The sequence below is a fragment of the Paenibacillus sp. 1-8 genome (assembly GCF_056316205.1).
The window spans coordinates 626852-642389 of sequence record NZ_CM149995.1 but is presented as its reverse complement, the minus strand read 5'-3'; the positions used below and the strand labels follow the sequence as shown (position 1 = coordinate 642389).

Sequence of the window (15538 nt, the reverse complement as noted above, 5' to 3'; positions counted from 1 at the left end):
TGATACACAGCTAACGTAAACTGAAATGCCATAAAGCGTCAGCGGAGTGTAATTGAAAATAAATTCCTTGATTGGTTGTGGATTACTGATTGTGATGAAGTGTACTGAGGAGGAATCGCAACATGAGACATCCATGGAATGAATATAATCCCAAGATGCCTTGGCGAATGGAGCTAGGTTGTTATGCGCTGAACAAACTGGCTTGCGGAGGACTGGTGTTCGGCCTGTTATGGGCCTATTGCTATATAGCAGAGGCAATTACGGGGATTCCTGTAACCATCGCAGGTAATAGCGGTGAGCTGACTGCGCAGCTATGGGCATATGGTTTTGCCCTACCAGCCGCTCTTGTCGCCGATGCGCTGCACGATCTCTTGCCCTGGCTGCGAAAGCCGGAGCGGCTCACCCTGTACCTTGCCGCAGGATTCAGTATCTTCCTCCTGCTCGGTTCTTTTATATCGCCCGAAGGAACGGGAGTCTCATGGAGTAACGGCATCGCGGGTACAGTGATCACATTACTATATTACCGGGGAAGGCATTATGCAGGAAGACCCTGGCTGAGCCGTGAATTTGGGGTACAGATCATCTTGGCCTTCCTCCTGCCCTTACTATTATGGACTATAGGGCTTCAATAATGTCACCCGCAATGACCGAGGCGGCATGCTGGCGATGACGCGCTGCTGCTTCTCCAGCCGAACCATGCAGGTACACGCCAAAGGCTGCTGCCTGCGAAGCACTCAAGCCCTGCGCCAGCAAGCCTGCAATGATGCCTGTCAGCACATCACCTGCACCGCCTGTCGCCATCCCGGCGTGGCCTGTCGTGTTGACATAGGCCGTTCCGTCCGGGCACGCAATGACGGTACGCGCTCCCTTGAGCACCAGCGTCACCCCGCGTGTTTGGGCGTACTGCCGGGCATGGGCGATGCGGTCACGCTGCACCTCGGCCGTCGATATGCCCAGCAGACGGGCCATCTCGCCGGGGTGCGGCGTCAGTACAACCGCCGCGCTTCTCGGCTTCCAGGCATCAAGCTCTGGCCCCGCCGCAGCGAGGATGTTCAGAGCGTCCGCATCGAGTACGAGCGGGCCGCCGTATTCTTCCCACAGGCGGCGCAGCCAGCCGGTGTCTCCCGCGAAGCGGCCGAGGCCGGGGCCGACGGCCAGCACATCGCGCGCCTGCGCAAGCTGAAGCAGCTCGTCCGCAGAGTCGGCGTTCCACTCGCCGTCTCCACCTGCGGCTGCGGCAGCGAGCATCAGCTCCGGCGCGGCTCCGATGAGGCGCGGCAGCAGCGCTTCGGGCACCGCCCACGTGACAAGGCCGCTGCCGATGCGCAGGGCGGCACGTGCGGCCAGCAGGCCCGCGCCGCTCATGCGCAGGCTTCCCGCGGCGACGAGGACGTGGCCGTAGGTGCCCTTGTGCCCGTCCGGCACGCGGCTGCGGCTCACGTCCACGCCCAGCGCTTCGCGCAGCGTGTTGCGGGTCAGGAGCCGTAGCTGCACGCCGCGCTCACGGGCAAGCCCGGGCGGGATGCCGATGTAGCGCACCACTACATCGCCTGCATTCCCCGCGCCCGGGTATTGGACGAGCCCACGCTTCAGGTAGGCGAGGCATACGGTGACGCGTGCGCGAATGCAAGGCTCGTGCAGCGCACCTGTGTCGGCATCGAGGCCGCTAGGCACATCTACCGACACAAGCGGCACGCCGCTGGCATTGGCCTCGCGAATCAGCGAGGCGTAGGGTTCGCGCAGCGGGCCTTGTGTGCCCGTGCCCAGCAGGGCATCTACGATGCCGGAGGCGCCGCGCAGGTCAAGGGCATCCCGGCCGTAGACCAGGGTCGGGATGTGCAGAGCCGCGATGGTATCGCGTTGCACCGCCGCTTCGCCGCGCAGCGAGTCCGGCGACTCAGCGTACACAACGGTGACGCGCAGGGCCGCATCCGTCAGATGACGGGCCGCCACCAGTCCGTCGCCGCCGTTGTTGCCTTTGCCTACGAGAATATACCAATGCTCCCGTGCCCGCATGGCATGTCGCCCATGGCTCCAAGGCTCCGTCTGAATAACACCACCATGTCCCGGCGTATCCCCAGGCCCTGAGTGGGCGACCCGTTCACCATAGGCTGGACCTTCATCATATCCCTGTTTGGCAGCATCCTGCCCCACTATATATCTGCGTTCCGTACCGTATGCTGAATCCACGTGGCTTTCCAAGAAGCTCTTATGGCTCCATCCACTTTCTACAGCGCAGAGCTTCAACACCTCGTCAGCTACCGCGCGCCCGGCATTTTCCATCAAGGTAAGGGCAGGGATGCCCAGCTTGTCAATCGTATACCGATCCAGTTGCCGCATTTCCTCGGCGGTCACAATATACATGCTTCTTCGCCTCCCGTAGTGCCATCCCTTTTTTAATACCCGACCGTAAAACGGGAATTCACAAATTCCCCTTCCACCAGTTCATCAATCAGGGCAACTGCATAATCCTCAACCGAGATGCGGCTGTGACCCAATTCATCAACGACCACATGGTCCAAGCCAATGCGAAACTGTCCTGTACGCCGTCCCAGCTCAATGATTGCGGCAGGACTGCAATATGTCCAGTCCACATCCGCAGCACGATACAGCTCCAGTGCATCGGCATGTGCGGCTGCCAGTGGCTTGACTTCCTCTGGAAACTCGGCGGTATCCATCAGACGTTCACCGTTTTCCGTTTTCAGGCTGCCTGCTCCGCCGACTACCAGTATGCGCTCTGCGCCGGAACGCCGGGTTCCTTCCAATAAAGAACGGGTTGCTTCGAGCAATTCTTCCTCGGCTCCAAACTTGGGACCGTAGGCGCTAATAATGGCATCATGTCCTTTCGCCACGGCTGTTACGGAATTGGGATTCAAAATATCCGCTTGAACGACCGTCAAATATTCACTTTGCTCCGTCACACGCTGCGGATCACGCACCGCCGCCGTCACCTGATACTTGCGCTTGATGGCCTCCTTCACCAATGCTTGACCAATGGTTCCTGTTGCTCCAAAAATAATGACTTTCATATGTCCTTGCCTTCTTCCTGTCTATTATTTCCTTACTATTACTTATCCGCTTCGGTCCTTGCTCAAACCCCGCCCGGCTGCCGCCAGTACATCCCTTCCGATCCAGGGCTGGTCAATTGAAAGCCAAATTGCGCATACAAGCGGTCGGCTGGCTTGTCTGCGATCAGCGTCGCAAAGCTACCCGCTGGAACCTCACGTTCCAAATAGGCCATAATCTCTTCCATAAGCTTACGCCCGTACCCTTTTCCCTGATGGGAGGGCTTGACTGCAATATCCGTCACCAAAAAGAAAACACCGCCGTCACCGCTCACCCGGCCCATGCCGATCAATTCCTGCCCGATCCGTAGCGTCACGGCAAACAGGCTGTTCGGCAGGCCCTTGGTTGCAGCTTCTTCTGTAATCTGCGTCAGACCCGCCTCCTTCCGCAGTGTCCGATACTCTTCAACGGATGGAACGACGTACCCCACGCGAAGCTGCCCGTCCGGGGGATTCGACCTTCTATGATGTTCTGCGGTATTCTCGACATGCTCGTTCATACTGAATCTCCCCTCCCTGCTTATCATCTTGTCTATTTTACCAAAAAATACTCCATATATCTCTGTCAGACGTGACCAAGCCCTTGAAATGCCTGTGTGGTCTGTGCAATAGTGTAGAAAGAACAATGGAAGGAGGGATTGCGGGTGTCCCCGACGGACTTCGCGGCATTGGCCGCATATATCTCACCCGGTCTGATTGCCGTCCTGCTGGCATTGTCTTTGCTGGTATGGCTGTATGTTCACAGCGCAGCCCAGCTTCGAAATTCGCGTCAGCAGCGGTTGAATGAATTACAGGAATCGCTACGTATCTACGGACGGTTGGCAGGCTATCTCCAAACCTCCACTCAAAACGGCATAAGCAGCAGTGAAACGCGCCAGCATCAGAATGGACTGATTCATGCCCTTCAGGAAGCGAAGGCTGCTCCCTATTTAACCCCTCACCTTCAGGAACAGGTTCAGGCATCTCTAAGAGAATGTGACGCATTCCGCAGGGAATTGCTTCTCAAATCATTGGAGCGCGAAATGAACAAACTGATCGACGAACGTCGACTTGTTCTGCTGGAATCGCATGCTCCGGGCTGGGGTACGGCTTTATGGAAGCTGCTGCGTCCCGCTGCTGGGCCTTTGGCGCTGGCGGGTATAGTGTGGCTAATCTCACGGCTGATTGTGGAACTTATGTCGTATAGTACAATCTATAATAGTCTGCCCGAAGCTGTCTCATCTGCATCCTGGCTCATATGGTGTACATGGATGAGATTTGCTTCCGGCTTGATCGCCCTGCTGTACGTATATCGGTTGATGACCCTGCGCAGACAAAATGATCTGGATGTGACGGCATCCCATTTCCCGACAAGCCTGTTGTCCATGGTGATCGCCGCCGTTGCCCTGTTTCAATGGATCGGACCGGAGGCTTCTCCCTACATACTGGCTGTGCAGCTTGCCCTGTTTCTGATCGGCTTCCGACTCACTCGGGGCCGCTCACGAAGTGATCGCCCTTATGTCGGTCATCCCGGCTTGATGAAGGCCGATCCTTCTCAACATCAGGAAATGCACACGGCAGACAAAGACAGAACGTCCGACTCTTCTTTGGCGGAGGAGCATAGCCGTTCCTAAACGTCAAGCGAAGCAGGATCATATATAGCATGAACGTTCAACCGCATACCCTCGCAGGACATCCCGACAGACACCGAATGGTTTTTATGGGGTGTCCTGTTTTTTGAACAATTTTAGGCTTTTTGATGGGTTAAGCTTGTGCCGACAATCAAGGAAAGGGTATATTGTTTATATAAATGTAAATCATATCGTTTTTTATGTATGAATATTGAAAAAAATCCATATATGTTAAACTATCATCAATTGTTGATGTGCGTTAGAATTGGAGGAACTATGCAACTGGACATTTCTGAAAAATCACTTCCCGTATATGAAGCGCTGGCCAGCGAGGTACGGCTGAACATGATTGTTCTGCTTGCGGAGAAGCCTATGAATATACGCGAGCTGGCGGAAGCACTGGGACTAAGCAGTGCCATCATGACCATGCATGTTAAAAAGCTGGAGAGAGCGTCCATTATTTCGACCAAAATGCTGCCTGGACGCGGTGGCGTTCAGAAAGTATGCTCACTGGCTACGGACAAAATTGAAATAGCCATGCCCCGCTATCAGCAGGATGTACGGCAATTTCATCAGACGGAGATTTCCGTCGGGCACTTTACGGATTTTGAAATTCAGCCGACCTGCGGGCTGGCCACCGTCGAGAAAATTATCGGAGAATTCGACGAGCCTCGTTCATTTCTGGACCCTGAGCGCTTCAATTCCAAAATTCTGTGGTTTAGCCAAGGATATATGGATTATAAAGTACCGAATTTCCTCCTGTCCAGCCAAAAGGCCGAGGAACTGGAAATTTCGATGGAGCTATCGTCTGAGGCCCCTTTTACCAATGACAACTGGCCTTCGGACATTACCTTTTTCCTGAACGATGTGAATCTGGGGACTTGGACCAGCCCGGGAGATTTCGGCGATAACCGGGGAAAATACACACCTGCATGGTGGCCTGATTTTATCAACCAATATGGTCTGCTCAAAAGACTTCGCGTTACGTCTGAGGGTACCTTTATGGACGGCAAGCAAATATCCAATGTGACCTTAAGCCAGGTGCTGATTGATCAGAAGCAATGGAAATTCCGCATTGCCATTCTGGATGATGCCAAGCATGTTGGAGGGGTTACCCTGTTCGGTACTGGCTTCGGTAACTACAATCAGGACATTCTGTTCCGCTTGTACTACAAGCCTGCGGAAAACCATACGAAAACAGCAACGGTAGAAGCTGGCAACAGCAGCAAATAAACTTTCAGACCATTTCCTTCTCAGACCCTAAAACACGGCGCTTTGCCCCATGCGTTCATGGCAAGCAAAGCGCCGTGTTTTTATTTTTTCATCTTGTTCTAACGTGCCTTTTTGCCATACGCTATGACTGCCGCACAGGTTCAATGCATACGGGTGAAGGAACTTCCAGCACATATCCTGTTCGAGTCAAGCGTCCGTCATCGCCGTGAATAGCAAAGGATACGATATTATTCCCGTCCTGATTCGCGACAACCAGATACCCGGACAGGATGTTGAAGTTACGCGGCGTGCTGCCAAAGGTCTCCACCCATTCAACCGTCTCCAGCTTGCCGCTGTCCAGATCGACATGGTAAAGCACGATGCTGTTATGCCCCCGGTTTGACACGTACAGATAGCGTCCACAAGGCGTAATCCGAATGTCCGCAGCTGTATTTTCCACATCTATGATGCCTTCCGGCAGTGTGGACAAGCTTTGAAGCAATTGAAGCTCCCCGTTGCGTTCGTTGTAGCTAAATACAGCGACAGTATTGTTCAGCTCGTTAGCCACAAAGGCATAGGGACGCGAAGGATGAAAGACCAGATGACGCGGGCCGGAACCGGGCGGCAGGTCTGCCTCACGATGGGTCACCAGTTTCCCGTCTTCTGTCAAACGGTATACCACAATCTGATCCAACCCCAGATCACATATCATTGCATACTGTCCTGAAGGATCAGGAATAATCGAATGCGGATGTGCCGCATCCTGACGGTCCTGACGAATACCTGAGCCGGTATGTTGAACCTGCCCCGACATTTCCCCCAACCCGCCAGCTTCCGTCACCGGGAATACCACAGCATTACCGCCTGAATAATTGGAAGCCATTACATACCGTCCATCCGCTGTCACCGAAACATAGCAAGTATGCGCCCCTTCTGTCCCTTTTCGATCCAATGGGTGCAACTCTCCCGTCTGCGCATGTACCTGATACGCGTACAACTCACCTTCCTCTGTTTCACTGGCGGCATATAGCTTCGTTCCATCCGGGTGCAGTGCCAGAAATGAAGGCCGCTCGATTCCTTCCACGCCTCCAATGATGCGCAAATCACCGTTTTCCACATGTAAAGCGCATACATAAATACCTCTATCATCGCGAGACGCATAAGTTCCTGTATAAAATAATTGTTCATTCCGCTCTTCCATCGGCTCTCGTCTCCTTTGGGCTGTTGCCCATATTTTATCGAGCTGTATTTCATTCCTGCGTCTTCTTCATAAACTCATCATGCATTATTACCCAAGATTCAGTCGTTTCATTAACGATTTCGCTATGTATACAAAAAATAGTCTCCTTCGGCGCGATCTGTGGTTCACAAGAACAAATCACATTTCACGCCAAAAGAGACTATGTTTACAGGAAAAATAACATTAAACCGCTGTCGTTTGCGTACCTTTGCTGTTCCATTTTACAGCCAGCCCCAAACTAAGGATGAGAATGACCGCCCCAAAAATGTACGGCAAATTGATATTCACCTCAAACAGCGTACCCGCCAGCGCAGGTCCCAAAATATTACCGATACTCATATAGGCATTGTTCATCCCGGCTGCAACCCCCTGCTCGTCCCCGGCCATTTTGGATAAAGCCGTATTAATGGCTGGTCGCAGCAGCGACGTGGCGGTAAAGAAGATGAGCGATACCCCGAGTACATAATAAAAGTTGCCAGAGAGTAGCATAAGCACAAGAGAAATCGCGGAAAACAGAAAGGAGCCGATAATGACACCTTTTTCGCCAAAACGATTCAACAACGGACTGATCACAACCGCCTGAATCACCGTTCCGACCAGCGCGCCTACCGTAATAATGATGGCAATGTCACGCTCATTGTAATGAAACTTGCCTGTCACGAAGAAAGGAAACATCGTTTCAAAATGCGTCAGCCCAAAGGTTAGGGTGAAAATCATAATCAACAGCATGAAGTACGGCTTGCGAAAAGAAAGTGCAAACTGCTTAATGACATTGTCGCGCTTGACTTTGACATTCCGGAATTTCAACTGCTTCTCCATCGACAAGGTTTCAGGCAGCAATATCAACGAAATCAGCGCAGCTACACCCGATACCCCAGCCGCAACGTACAAAGGCGTGCGAATCGAGATATCTGCCAGCAAGCCACCCACGCCAGGACCGATAACAAACCCAAGAGACATGGCCGCGCCCAACAAACCCATTCCCCGACCGCGATTGTGTACCGTCGTAATGTCGGCGATATAAGCCATCATTGGAGGAATCATAAAGGCAGCCCCTGCGCCTCCGAGCAAACGGGATATATACAGCATCATCAACGAATGCCCAATGGCAAATAATACTGAAGAAATCGTCATGATCACCAAACCGATAATGATCATTTTTTTGCGTCCGTATTTATCGGACCATTCACCAGCCAACGGTGAAAACAGAAACTGGGTCAAGCCGAACACGGCAACCAGGTAGCCTCCCGTTTCACCAGTGCCTCCCAGGGAGCCCATGAATTTGGGGAGGATCGGAATGATGAGGCCAATTCCCAGCATGGCAATAAACATATTAATCATCAAAATGACCAACGGCCCCATTTTCAATTGTGATTCTGACATGTTGCGTTTTGTCCTCCTAAGGTTATTTATTTCGCCTACGAAAATCTTATTTTGCAACTATTAGTTCAAAACTCTTCACTATATTAATAGACCCACGAGCAAATAACAATCATAAATCACACTAAGCAGCTTGCATTTGGCATCGTGGAGTACGTAGATAACTCTTCTGCATATATTATATACAAACATGCGTTCTATATTCAATACACAAAAAAAGGCACTGCCAGTATAACATTAGCAGAATCCACGCACTCATATAGAGTGCGACGAAGAACGGGCACAAGCAACGGCATTATTCATTATATTTCAATCCACGCACTCATATAGAGTGCGACAATGGTGGTTCCCATGGAATTTCCACAGACCAAAATTTCAATCCACGCACTCATATAGAGTGCGACTACTCCGGCTACAGCCAATTTCGCCGTAAAGAGATCGATTTCAATCCACGCACTCATATAGAGTGCGACCAGGTCATCCTTGTCTAAATGTAAAGAAAGACGATTGTATTTCAATCCACACACTCATATAGAGTGCGACTTATATCAAGATGTTGAATCGCATAAACGTCGTCAAATTTCAATCCACGCACTCATATAGAGTGCGACTCAGCCATTTCAAAAAGTAACGGGATGTACATTATTTCAATCCACGCACTCATATAGAGTGCGACAGCGAAAATGGGTCAAATCTCCCCCTATTTAAGTAATATTCTAGCGTTATTTCAGCCAAAACACATCTATTATTACCTCATCCCCCTTGCGATCGTTTACAACTTGTTCACATTCGACAGAATTTCGACAAAATCTGAGGTGCGAATCTCTCGGGGAATTCATGTGAGCTTCACATTCGCACCTGGACAGACTCGCTTTTTGGCTTAGCAGCAAATTCCTGCCTGAAATTATTTCACCTCTTCCAATTCTGCCACCTGTGAAAGAGGAAGCGCACATTCGAATATATTAATTCATCGATAGCGCATTTAAAAGCAGGGTCCCAACACCAAAGCTGAACGTTCCAGCTTTAACTCGGAATTGAGTTATTAACCCTGTTCATCATACCGGCTGCATTACCTGCATAAACCTTCCCATCCGTTCCAACGCCTTCTCCAAATCGACGTGCGAGGTTGCATATGAGCAGCGAATAAAGCCCTCTCCGCCTGATCCGAATACATGTCCTGGTACTACCGCCACCTTCGCTTCCTTCAGCATACGAAGTGCAAACTGCTCAGATGACATACCTGTAGAAGTAATTGAAGGGAAGGCATAAAAAGCCCCCTCAGGTTTGTGACAGGCAAGCCCGATTGCATTCAAGCCGGCCACAAACAGCTTGCGGCGTTCGTTGTAGCTCGCCATCATCTCATCCTTGGCAGCCAAACCATGACGCAATGATTCGAGCGCGGCAATCTGTGCGATGGTGGGCGCACACATGGCTGTGTACTGGTGGATTTTCAGCATGCCGGCTATCAGTTCACGTGGACCGCACGCATAGCCTACCCGCCAGCCTGTCATCGCAAATGCTTTGGAAAAACCGCTAATGACAACCGTACGCTCCTTCATGCCCGGCAAGGAGGCGATACTGACATGCTTTCTCCCGTAAGTCAGCTCCGCATACACTTCATCCGAAATGACGACCAGATTATGTTTGATAATGAGCTCTGTCATCGGCAGCCAATCCTGCTCCGTCATAACTGTTCCAGTCGGATTACAGGGATAATTGATCATTAAAACCTTTGAATGGGGTGTAATTGCCGCTTGCAGCGCTTGCGGGGTCAGCTTGAATTGCTCCTCTGACGTAGCGGCCACCTCTACAATTTTACCGCCATGCAGATGGGTAATGGGTTCATAGGCAATATAGCTTGGTGCCGGAATCAGCACCTCGTCATCTGGATCGATCACTGCTCGCAGCGCCAGATCGACGGCTTCACTGCTTCCCACCGTTACGATCATTTCCTGCTCAGGGTCATAGGAAAGCGCGAAGCTGCCGGAAAAATAAGCAGAGATCTCCTCTCGCAGCTCTATCAAGCCGGCATTCGAAGTATATTTCGTCTGCCCTTCACGCAATGCCTGAATGCAAGCTTCACGTACCTTTTCCGGTGTAACGAAATCAGGCTCTCCGACCCCAAGGGCGATTGTATCTCCTCCTGCTGCATTCAGATCAAAAAAAGTGCGAATTCCCGATGGCCGAATATCCCGTACACGCGAGGATACAAACCGCCCTGTACCCTTTTCACTAAACATATTACTCCATCTCCCATTCCTGTTTCCGCTCATGGAGCGAGCTAGAAATAATATGGTCCAGCAGCTGTGTAAAGGTTATACCCGCAGCTGCGGCACTTTTCGGAAGCAGGCTGTTGGCGGTCATACCCGGTAATGTATTCACTTCCAGCACGTAAGGCCTATCCTGACACAAAATCATATCGACCCTTGCATAGACCTTGCATTGCAGCAGCCGGTAGCTGGCCAGTGCCGCCTCGCGCACACGCTGCTCAATAACGGGAGGAAGCTCGATCACCTTCTCCTCAGCGCCGCCGACCTCATACTTGGCTTTGTAGTCGAACCACTTCGAACGAGCGGAGCTAATGCTAATAATCGGCAATACCTCGCCGTCCACGATCGAGCAGGTAATCTCGGTCCCTTTATAATAGGGCTCAATCAAGATCGCTTGATCCAAGCTGCAAGCCTCCTGAACAGCTGGTAGCAGCTCCTTCTCATTTTGTACAAGCTGGATGCCAATGCTGGATCCCCCCGTATTCGGCTTCACAATAACCGGGTAGCCCAAACGCTCCACCACCTGCGGATCATAATCGTCCATCCCCTGCCAACAAAGGCCTGCAGGCGTATGCACACCCGCTGCCTTCAGCAGCGTCTTGGACAACTGCTTATTCATGCATAAGCTGCTAGCCAGGACACTGCTGCCTGTGTAGGGAATGCCCAGCGTCTCCAGCGCTCCCTGCACCGTGCCGTCCTCGCCATACTGACCATGTAGTGCCAGCAGCGCGATATCGATGCCAGCCTGCTGGACCTGCGTGATTAAATCCACTCGCTGCTTGATCACCATTGGAACCACTTCATAACGGCTGCGATCCAAATGATTGATCATCTCTTGACCTGTCTGCAGAGAAATCTCACGCTCAGAGGAAATACCGCCCATAATAACACCAATTTTCATCATGACACCTCATTTTTCTTCAAAATCTTTATGTGTTTACGGATTGTTCTTTTGATCGCTGGTGCTTCTCCAGAACAATATTCCGTCTCTGTAGCTCTTTTCTAACCATTATGCTTTAAGAAAGTTAAGCGTCTGTTTGCCGATTATTTGAATACCCCGTTCGATATTTTCATCTGTTACTCGTGAAAACCCAAGCCGCAATGTATTCGTCCCTTCGCCTTCTCGAATAAAAAACTTGTCTCCCGGTGTGAAAATGACGCCCTGTTCTGTGCAAGCTTCTAGCAGCTGGCGTGTATTTACGCCTGTCGGGAAGGTAAGGAACAAATGCAAGCCCCCGTCACCAGACACCTGCGCCTCAGGAAGATATACTTCACAGCATGTCTTTGTCAGCTCATATTTGCGCTTATACTCTGTACGTGCTTTTTTTACATGTTTATCGAAATTTCCGTTAAGCATATATTGGTATAAAATCGATTGATCGATTGTTGAGGTATGAATGGTGCGCGCACGCTTAATGCTTTCCAGAGTGTCAATCAGTGCTCGGTCTCCAAGCACCCAGCCTACTCGCAAGCCAGGGAACAGCACCTTGGAGAAGCTGCCAATATAGATTACTCCGTTCCCTTGCCCTGCTGTCGCTATTAAGGGCGCAACATGCGCTCCCGAGTAGCGTAGCTCCTCATTGAATCCATCCTCGATCACCGGAATCTGATAGCGCATCATTAATTTCATAACAGCGCTGCGCTTTGCTGGCGACATGACGATGCCTGTCGGATTATGATAGGAAGGAGTCAAATAAGCCAAATCGAAGCTATTGGTCTGCAGTACCTCCTCTAGCCGCTCCACATCAATACCGTCACGCTCCATCGGAATGCCGGTAATCTCAAATCCTTGCAACTTCAAATTTTTGATCGCTGTGTGATGGGTCGGATTTTCACAAATTGCTGCTCCGCGGCGTGCAGAAGGGCGTAAAGCCGACAGCACAATGTCAAAGCCTTCTGTAAACCCGCCTGTAATCAGCATATCCTTGCCAATTATATCGACGCCCTTGTTCTCCATATAATGCATCAGGTAATCAATCAGCGGCTTGTAGCCCTTGGCATAGCCGTAGTTGAGCAGCACCTGCCCTTCGATTGCCATCCGATCCATAAAAGCTCGCCTTACATCCCCCAGATCAAACAGCTGCTCATCCGGAGCGATGCTTGTGAACGAGATGGTTCCCTTTTGGGCACGAATGCCCTGCTTCATCATATCCAGATCAACAGCCGATACAGCATACTCGTTCATTCTTGCCTTCCAGTCTATCTCCCAGGTGGCAGAGCCGTCAGATCCTCCGTTATCTACGGCCGACTGGCCCACCATGGCGGCCACATAACTACCCTTTCCGGGAATGGCATACGTAAATCCATCATCCTCCAAGCCTTCATAGGCTACAATGACTGTATTGCGGCTCACCTTAAGCAGAACGCTCATTTCTCGTGTGGAAGGCAGCTTCTGATCCGCCTGAAGCGCCCCTTTTATAATTAAACGATTGACATATTCTTTTACTTGTATCGAGACCGGGCGGTCACTGACGAGCTTAAAATCCTGGAACATCCTTCATCGCCTCCCCCTATAATGATGGCATACAAGACGAGTGAAAAAAAAGAACCACCGCACTGGATTTTTCATCCTTCGGTGGTTCTTACGTATTTTATCCCCTGTACGCCCTCATATTCTTGCCTCATTCCCCGGCATCATTGCCTCTCATCGCGCCCATTGCGAGCATTGTACATATCACCAAGCATCGTGAAGCTGATGAAAGTAATAGTCAACATCTTTGTCATCCAGGCTGTCGATCAGCGTATGTATCTTTTCAATCCACGCACTCACATGGAGTGCGACGGAACGTAGATGGCAGCCCTTGGATCAAGGCCCCTCTATTTCAATCCACGCACTCATATAGAGTGCGACCGGGCGTACTGTCGGGACCTGCCGTCGGGCTTGACCCATTTCAATCCACGCACTCATATAGAGTGCGACTTCTTGTTCGCTCCCGCCATCCTTCGGCTTTAACCGATTTCAATCCACGCACTCATATAGAGTGCGACCGGTATATTGCATGATCACTTTTTCATCATCTGAATTTCAATCCACGCACTCATATAGAGTGCGACCATACCTTTGAGGGGAGTTATTACACAACAGGCCCACTATTTCAATCCACGCACTCATATAGAGTACGACGATAGTGAGCTGGACATGTTGATTCAGATCCACGAGATTTCAATCCACGCACTCATATAGAGTGCGACTCTGGATCTCCAGAAAACCCCAAGTAATCCGAAACAATTTCAATCCACGCACTCATATAGAGTGCGACTAGGGCGCTGGTGGGACCGAAGCTCGTGGGACGAATGATTTCAATCCACGCACTCATATAGAGTGCGACTGATGCTAGTAAAAACGGAGGTGCATTATGAGAGTAATTTCAATCCACGCACTCATATAGAGTGCGACCTGGAAAGCGCCATGAAGGCGCTGGGCTATCCAATTATTTCAATCCACGCACTCATATAGAGTGCGACGTGGCCCGTATAGTCCCAGCAATCGGGTCTACAGAGATTTCAATCCACGCACTCATATAGAGTGCGACAGCGAAAATGCAGTAATTCATACCTTAATGATATAAATTCCATACATTTTAGCAAAGAACGATGCCAAAAAGGCTTGAATCAACCATTGACTTCTACTGAAGAAAACTGATTTAATGTTTTTCGACAAATTTCGAGGTGCGAAGGATTCGGGGTTTTTATGTGAGCTTCACATTCGCACCTCACCATAAGAGCAGATTACTCATTTTATTTCCCCTTATACATATACCATAAATGAGCATGATAACCAATAATGAGGTGCAGATCCGGTGAATGTTTGGGCAAAAGACAAACTTCGATCCCATCTGCTTGGACCAACGTATAGGACGCCTACTTGTAGCTAAAGTCTAAGTTGTATACGAGTACAGATAGCCCTCGTTCACTAAAGGTATTTTATACATTTGAACTCATACTGTTTCCTCCTCATCCAAGTGGATGCTATTGAGGTTCACCCATTCCTTATTGGGGATCTTCGAATAGCTCCTGCATCATCTTTTCCTTGTTGTTCAGAAATTGTTTCATGATGATGAAATGATCGGTTTCCTCCAGCGTCCGGGTATCTATGCCTTCATGTGTCAGGTGGTACAGGATGGAGTCGGGATAGGCCATCAAAATCGGGGAATGCGTAGAAATGATAAACTGCGAGCCCTGCTGCACCAGCTCGTGGATACGTGCAAGCATGGCCATCTGTCGCAAGGGCGATAACGCAGCCTCTGGCTCATCCAGAATGTATAGCCCCTGTCCTCCAAATCGATGCAAAAATGCAGCAAAAAAAGACTCGCCATGCGACTGCTCATGCAACGATTTTCCCCCGTAGGAGTCTCGGATGGGCCTGCCCCCTCCTTCCCGATCCAGCTCGTCGATATGAGTCGCCAGATTATAATAGCTTTCTGCACGGAAAAAGAAACCGTCCCGCGGCTTGCGAACCCCTCTCACCAGCCGGACATACTCATGCAGCGATGAATGCGTGGCCTGCGTAGAGAAATTAAAATTTTTGGTGCCGCCCTCCGGATTAAACCCCCACGCGACCGCTATCGCTTCCATAAGCGTTGATTTACCCACACCGTTTTCTCCAACAATATAGGTAACAGACGGGTGAAATTTCAGCTCATTCCATTGACGCATGGCTTTTAAGTTAAAGGGATATTGACTCTCGTCAGCATCCTGCGGCCACATCAGCTCCAATCGACGTACAAAAAGATCACGATCCCATATACTCATGTCCGTTCA

The 15538-nt window shown here is 50.6% G+C and carries 12 protein-coding genes and 2 CRISPR repeat arrays; of the genes, 3 read left to right on the top strand and 9 right to left on the bottom strand.

Annotation, left to right across the window (positions count from 1 at the left end):
- Window positions 1-122: 122 nt before the first annotated feature.
- Entirely contained in the window at window positions 123-632 is a 510-nt protein-coding gene (locus AC0WRU_RS02930; protein ID WP_476127146.1) for a hypothetical protein, read from the top strand.
- On the opposite strand, the gene AC0WRU_RS02925 is transcribed toward AC0WRU_RS02930, so the two are convergent.
- The 3 genes from AC0WRU_RS02925 to AC0WRU_RS02915 all read right to left on the bottom strand — a co-directional run bounded on the left by AC0WRU_RS02925 (window position 616) and on the right by AC0WRU_RS02915 (window position 3565).
- Window positions 616-2364, bottom strand: a complete 1749-nt coding sequence (locus AC0WRU_RS02925; protein WP_476127145.1) for an NAD(P)H-hydrate dehydratase — start codon at window positions 2362-2364, stop codon at window positions 616-618. The genes AC0WRU_RS02930 and AC0WRU_RS02925 overlap by 17 nt on opposite strands.
- A 32-nt stretch (window positions 2365-2396) precedes the next feature.
- Window positions 2397-3029 carry an NAD(P)-dependent oxidoreductase gene (locus tag AC0WRU_RS02920; RefSeq protein ID WP_476127144.1) on the bottom strand — a complete coding sequence of 211 codons (633 nt, stop codon included), beginning with the start codon at window positions 3027-3029 and terminating at the stop codon, window positions 2397-2399.
- 62 nt (window positions 3030-3091) lie between these two features.
- Window positions 3092-3565 (bottom strand): GNAT family N-acetyltransferase, encoded by a 474-nt coding sequence (locus AC0WRU_RS02915; RefSeq protein WP_476127143.1) that lies wholly within the window; start codon window positions 3563-3565, stop codon window positions 3092-3094.
- A gap of 144 nt (window positions 3566-3709) precedes the next feature.
- Here AC0WRU_RS02915 and AC0WRU_RS02910 point away from each other — a divergent pair, with 144 nt between their 5' ends.
- Entirely contained in the window at window positions 3710-4678 is a 969-nt protein-coding gene (locus tag AC0WRU_RS02910) for a flagellar export protein FliJ (protein ID WP_476127142.1), read from the top strand.
- 273 nt (window positions 4679-4951) lie between these two features.
- A complete protein-coding gene (locus AC0WRU_RS02905; protein WP_025685811.1) occupies window positions 4952-5908 on the top strand; it encodes an ArsR/SmtB family transcription factor in 957 nt (318 codons plus the stop codon).
- A 121-nt stretch (window positions 5909-6029) separates the two neighbouring features.
- Here AC0WRU_RS02905 and AC0WRU_RS02900 read toward each other — a convergent pair whose 3' ends face one another.
- The 6 genes from AC0WRU_RS02900 to AC0WRU_RS02875 all read right to left on the bottom strand — a co-directional run bounded on the left by AC0WRU_RS02900 (window position 6030) and on the right by AC0WRU_RS02875 (window position 15529).
- Window positions 6030-7088 carry a lactonase family protein gene (locus AC0WRU_RS02900; RefSeq protein ID WP_476127141.1) on the bottom strand — a complete coding sequence of 353 codons (1059 nt, stop codon included), beginning with the start codon at window positions 7086-7088 and terminating at the stop codon, window positions 6030-6032.
- 222 nt (window positions 7089-7310) lie between these two features.
- Window positions 7311-8510, bottom strand: coding sequence for an MFS transporter (locus AC0WRU_RS02895; RefSeq protein ID WP_149096034.1), 1200 nt, complete (start codon window positions 8508-8510; stop codon window positions 7311-7313).
- Between the two features lie 236 nt (window positions 8511-8746).
- Window positions 8747-9183: direct repeats of the CRISPR family, unit length 32 nt; unit sequence ATTTCAATCCACGCACTCATATAGAGTGCGAC.
- A gap of 379 nt (window positions 9184-9562) precedes the next feature.
- A complete protein-coding gene (locus tag AC0WRU_RS02890; RefSeq protein WP_476127139.1) occupies window positions 9563-10747 on the bottom strand; it encodes an aminotransferase class I/II-fold pyridoxal phosphate-dependent enzyme in 1185 nt (394 codons plus the stop codon).
- Between the two features lies 1 nt (window position 10748).
- Window positions 10749-11678 (bottom strand): D-alanine--D-alanine ligase, encoded by a 930-nt coding sequence (locus AC0WRU_RS02885; RefSeq protein WP_476128547.1) that lies wholly within the window; start codon window positions 11676-11678, stop codon window positions 10749-10751.
- A gap of 108 nt (window positions 11679-11786) precedes the next feature.
- Window positions 11787-13271, bottom strand: a complete 1485-nt coding sequence (locus AC0WRU_RS02880) for an aminotransferase-like domain-containing protein (RefSeq protein WP_476127138.1) — start codon at window positions 13269-13271, stop codon at window positions 11787-11789.
- Between the two features lie 256 nt (window positions 13272-13527).
- Window positions 13528-14310: direct repeats of the CRISPR family, unit length 32 nt; unit sequence ATTTCAATCCACGCACTCATATAGAGTGCGAC.
- A 457-nt stretch (window positions 14311-14767) separates the two neighbouring features.
- A complete protein-coding gene (locus tag AC0WRU_RS02875; protein ID WP_476127136.1) occupies window positions 14768-15529 on the bottom strand; it encodes an AAA family ATPase in 762 nt (253 codons plus the stop codon).
- Between the last annotated feature and the right edge of the window lie 9 nt (window positions 15530-15538).

Bases quoted from the DNA above. Each gene is read 5' to 3' on its own strand.
- AC0WRU_RS02915 (WP_476127143.1), bottom strand. From the start codon at position 3,565: ATGAACGAGCATGTCGAGAATACCGCAGAACATCATAGAAGGTCGAAT.
- AC0WRU_RS02880 (WP_476127138.1), bottom strand. From the start codon at position 13,271: ATGTTCCAGGATTTTAAGCTCGTCAGTGACCGCCCGGTCTCGATACAA.
- AC0WRU_RS02925 (WP_476127145.1), bottom strand. From the start codon at position 2,364: ATGTATATTGTGACCGCCGAGGAAATGCGGCAACTGGATCGGTATACG.
- AC0WRU_RS02930 (WP_476127146.1), top strand. From the start codon at position 123: ATGAGACATCCATGGAATGAATATAATCCCAAGATGCCTTGGCGAATG.
- AC0WRU_RS02920 (WP_476127144.1), bottom strand. From the start codon at position 3,029: ATGAAAGTCATTATTTTTGGAGCAACAGGAACCATTGGTCAAGCATTG.
- AC0WRU_RS02905 (WP_025685811.1), top strand. From the start codon at position 4,952: ATGCAACTGGACATTTCTGAAAAATCACTTCCCGTATATGAAGCGCTG.
- AC0WRU_RS02895 (WP_149096034.1), bottom strand. From the start codon at position 8,510: ATGTCAGAATCACAATTGAAAATGGGGCCGTTGGTCATTTTGATGATT.
- AC0WRU_RS02875 (WP_476127136.1), bottom strand. From the start codon at position 15,529: ATGAGTATATGGGATCGTGATCTTTTTGTACGTCGATTGGAGCTGATG.
- AC0WRU_RS02900 (WP_476127141.1), bottom strand. From the start codon at position 7,088: ATGGAAGAGCGGAATGAACAATTATTTTATACAGGAACTTATGCGTCT.
- AC0WRU_RS02890 (WP_476127139.1), bottom strand. From the start codon at position 10,747: ATGTTTAGTGAAAAGGGTACAGGGCGGTTTGTATCCTCGCGTGTACGG.
- AC0WRU_RS02885 (WP_476128547.1), bottom strand. From the start codon at position 11,678: ATGAAAATTGGTGTTATTATGGGCGGTATTTCCTCTGAGCGTGAGATT.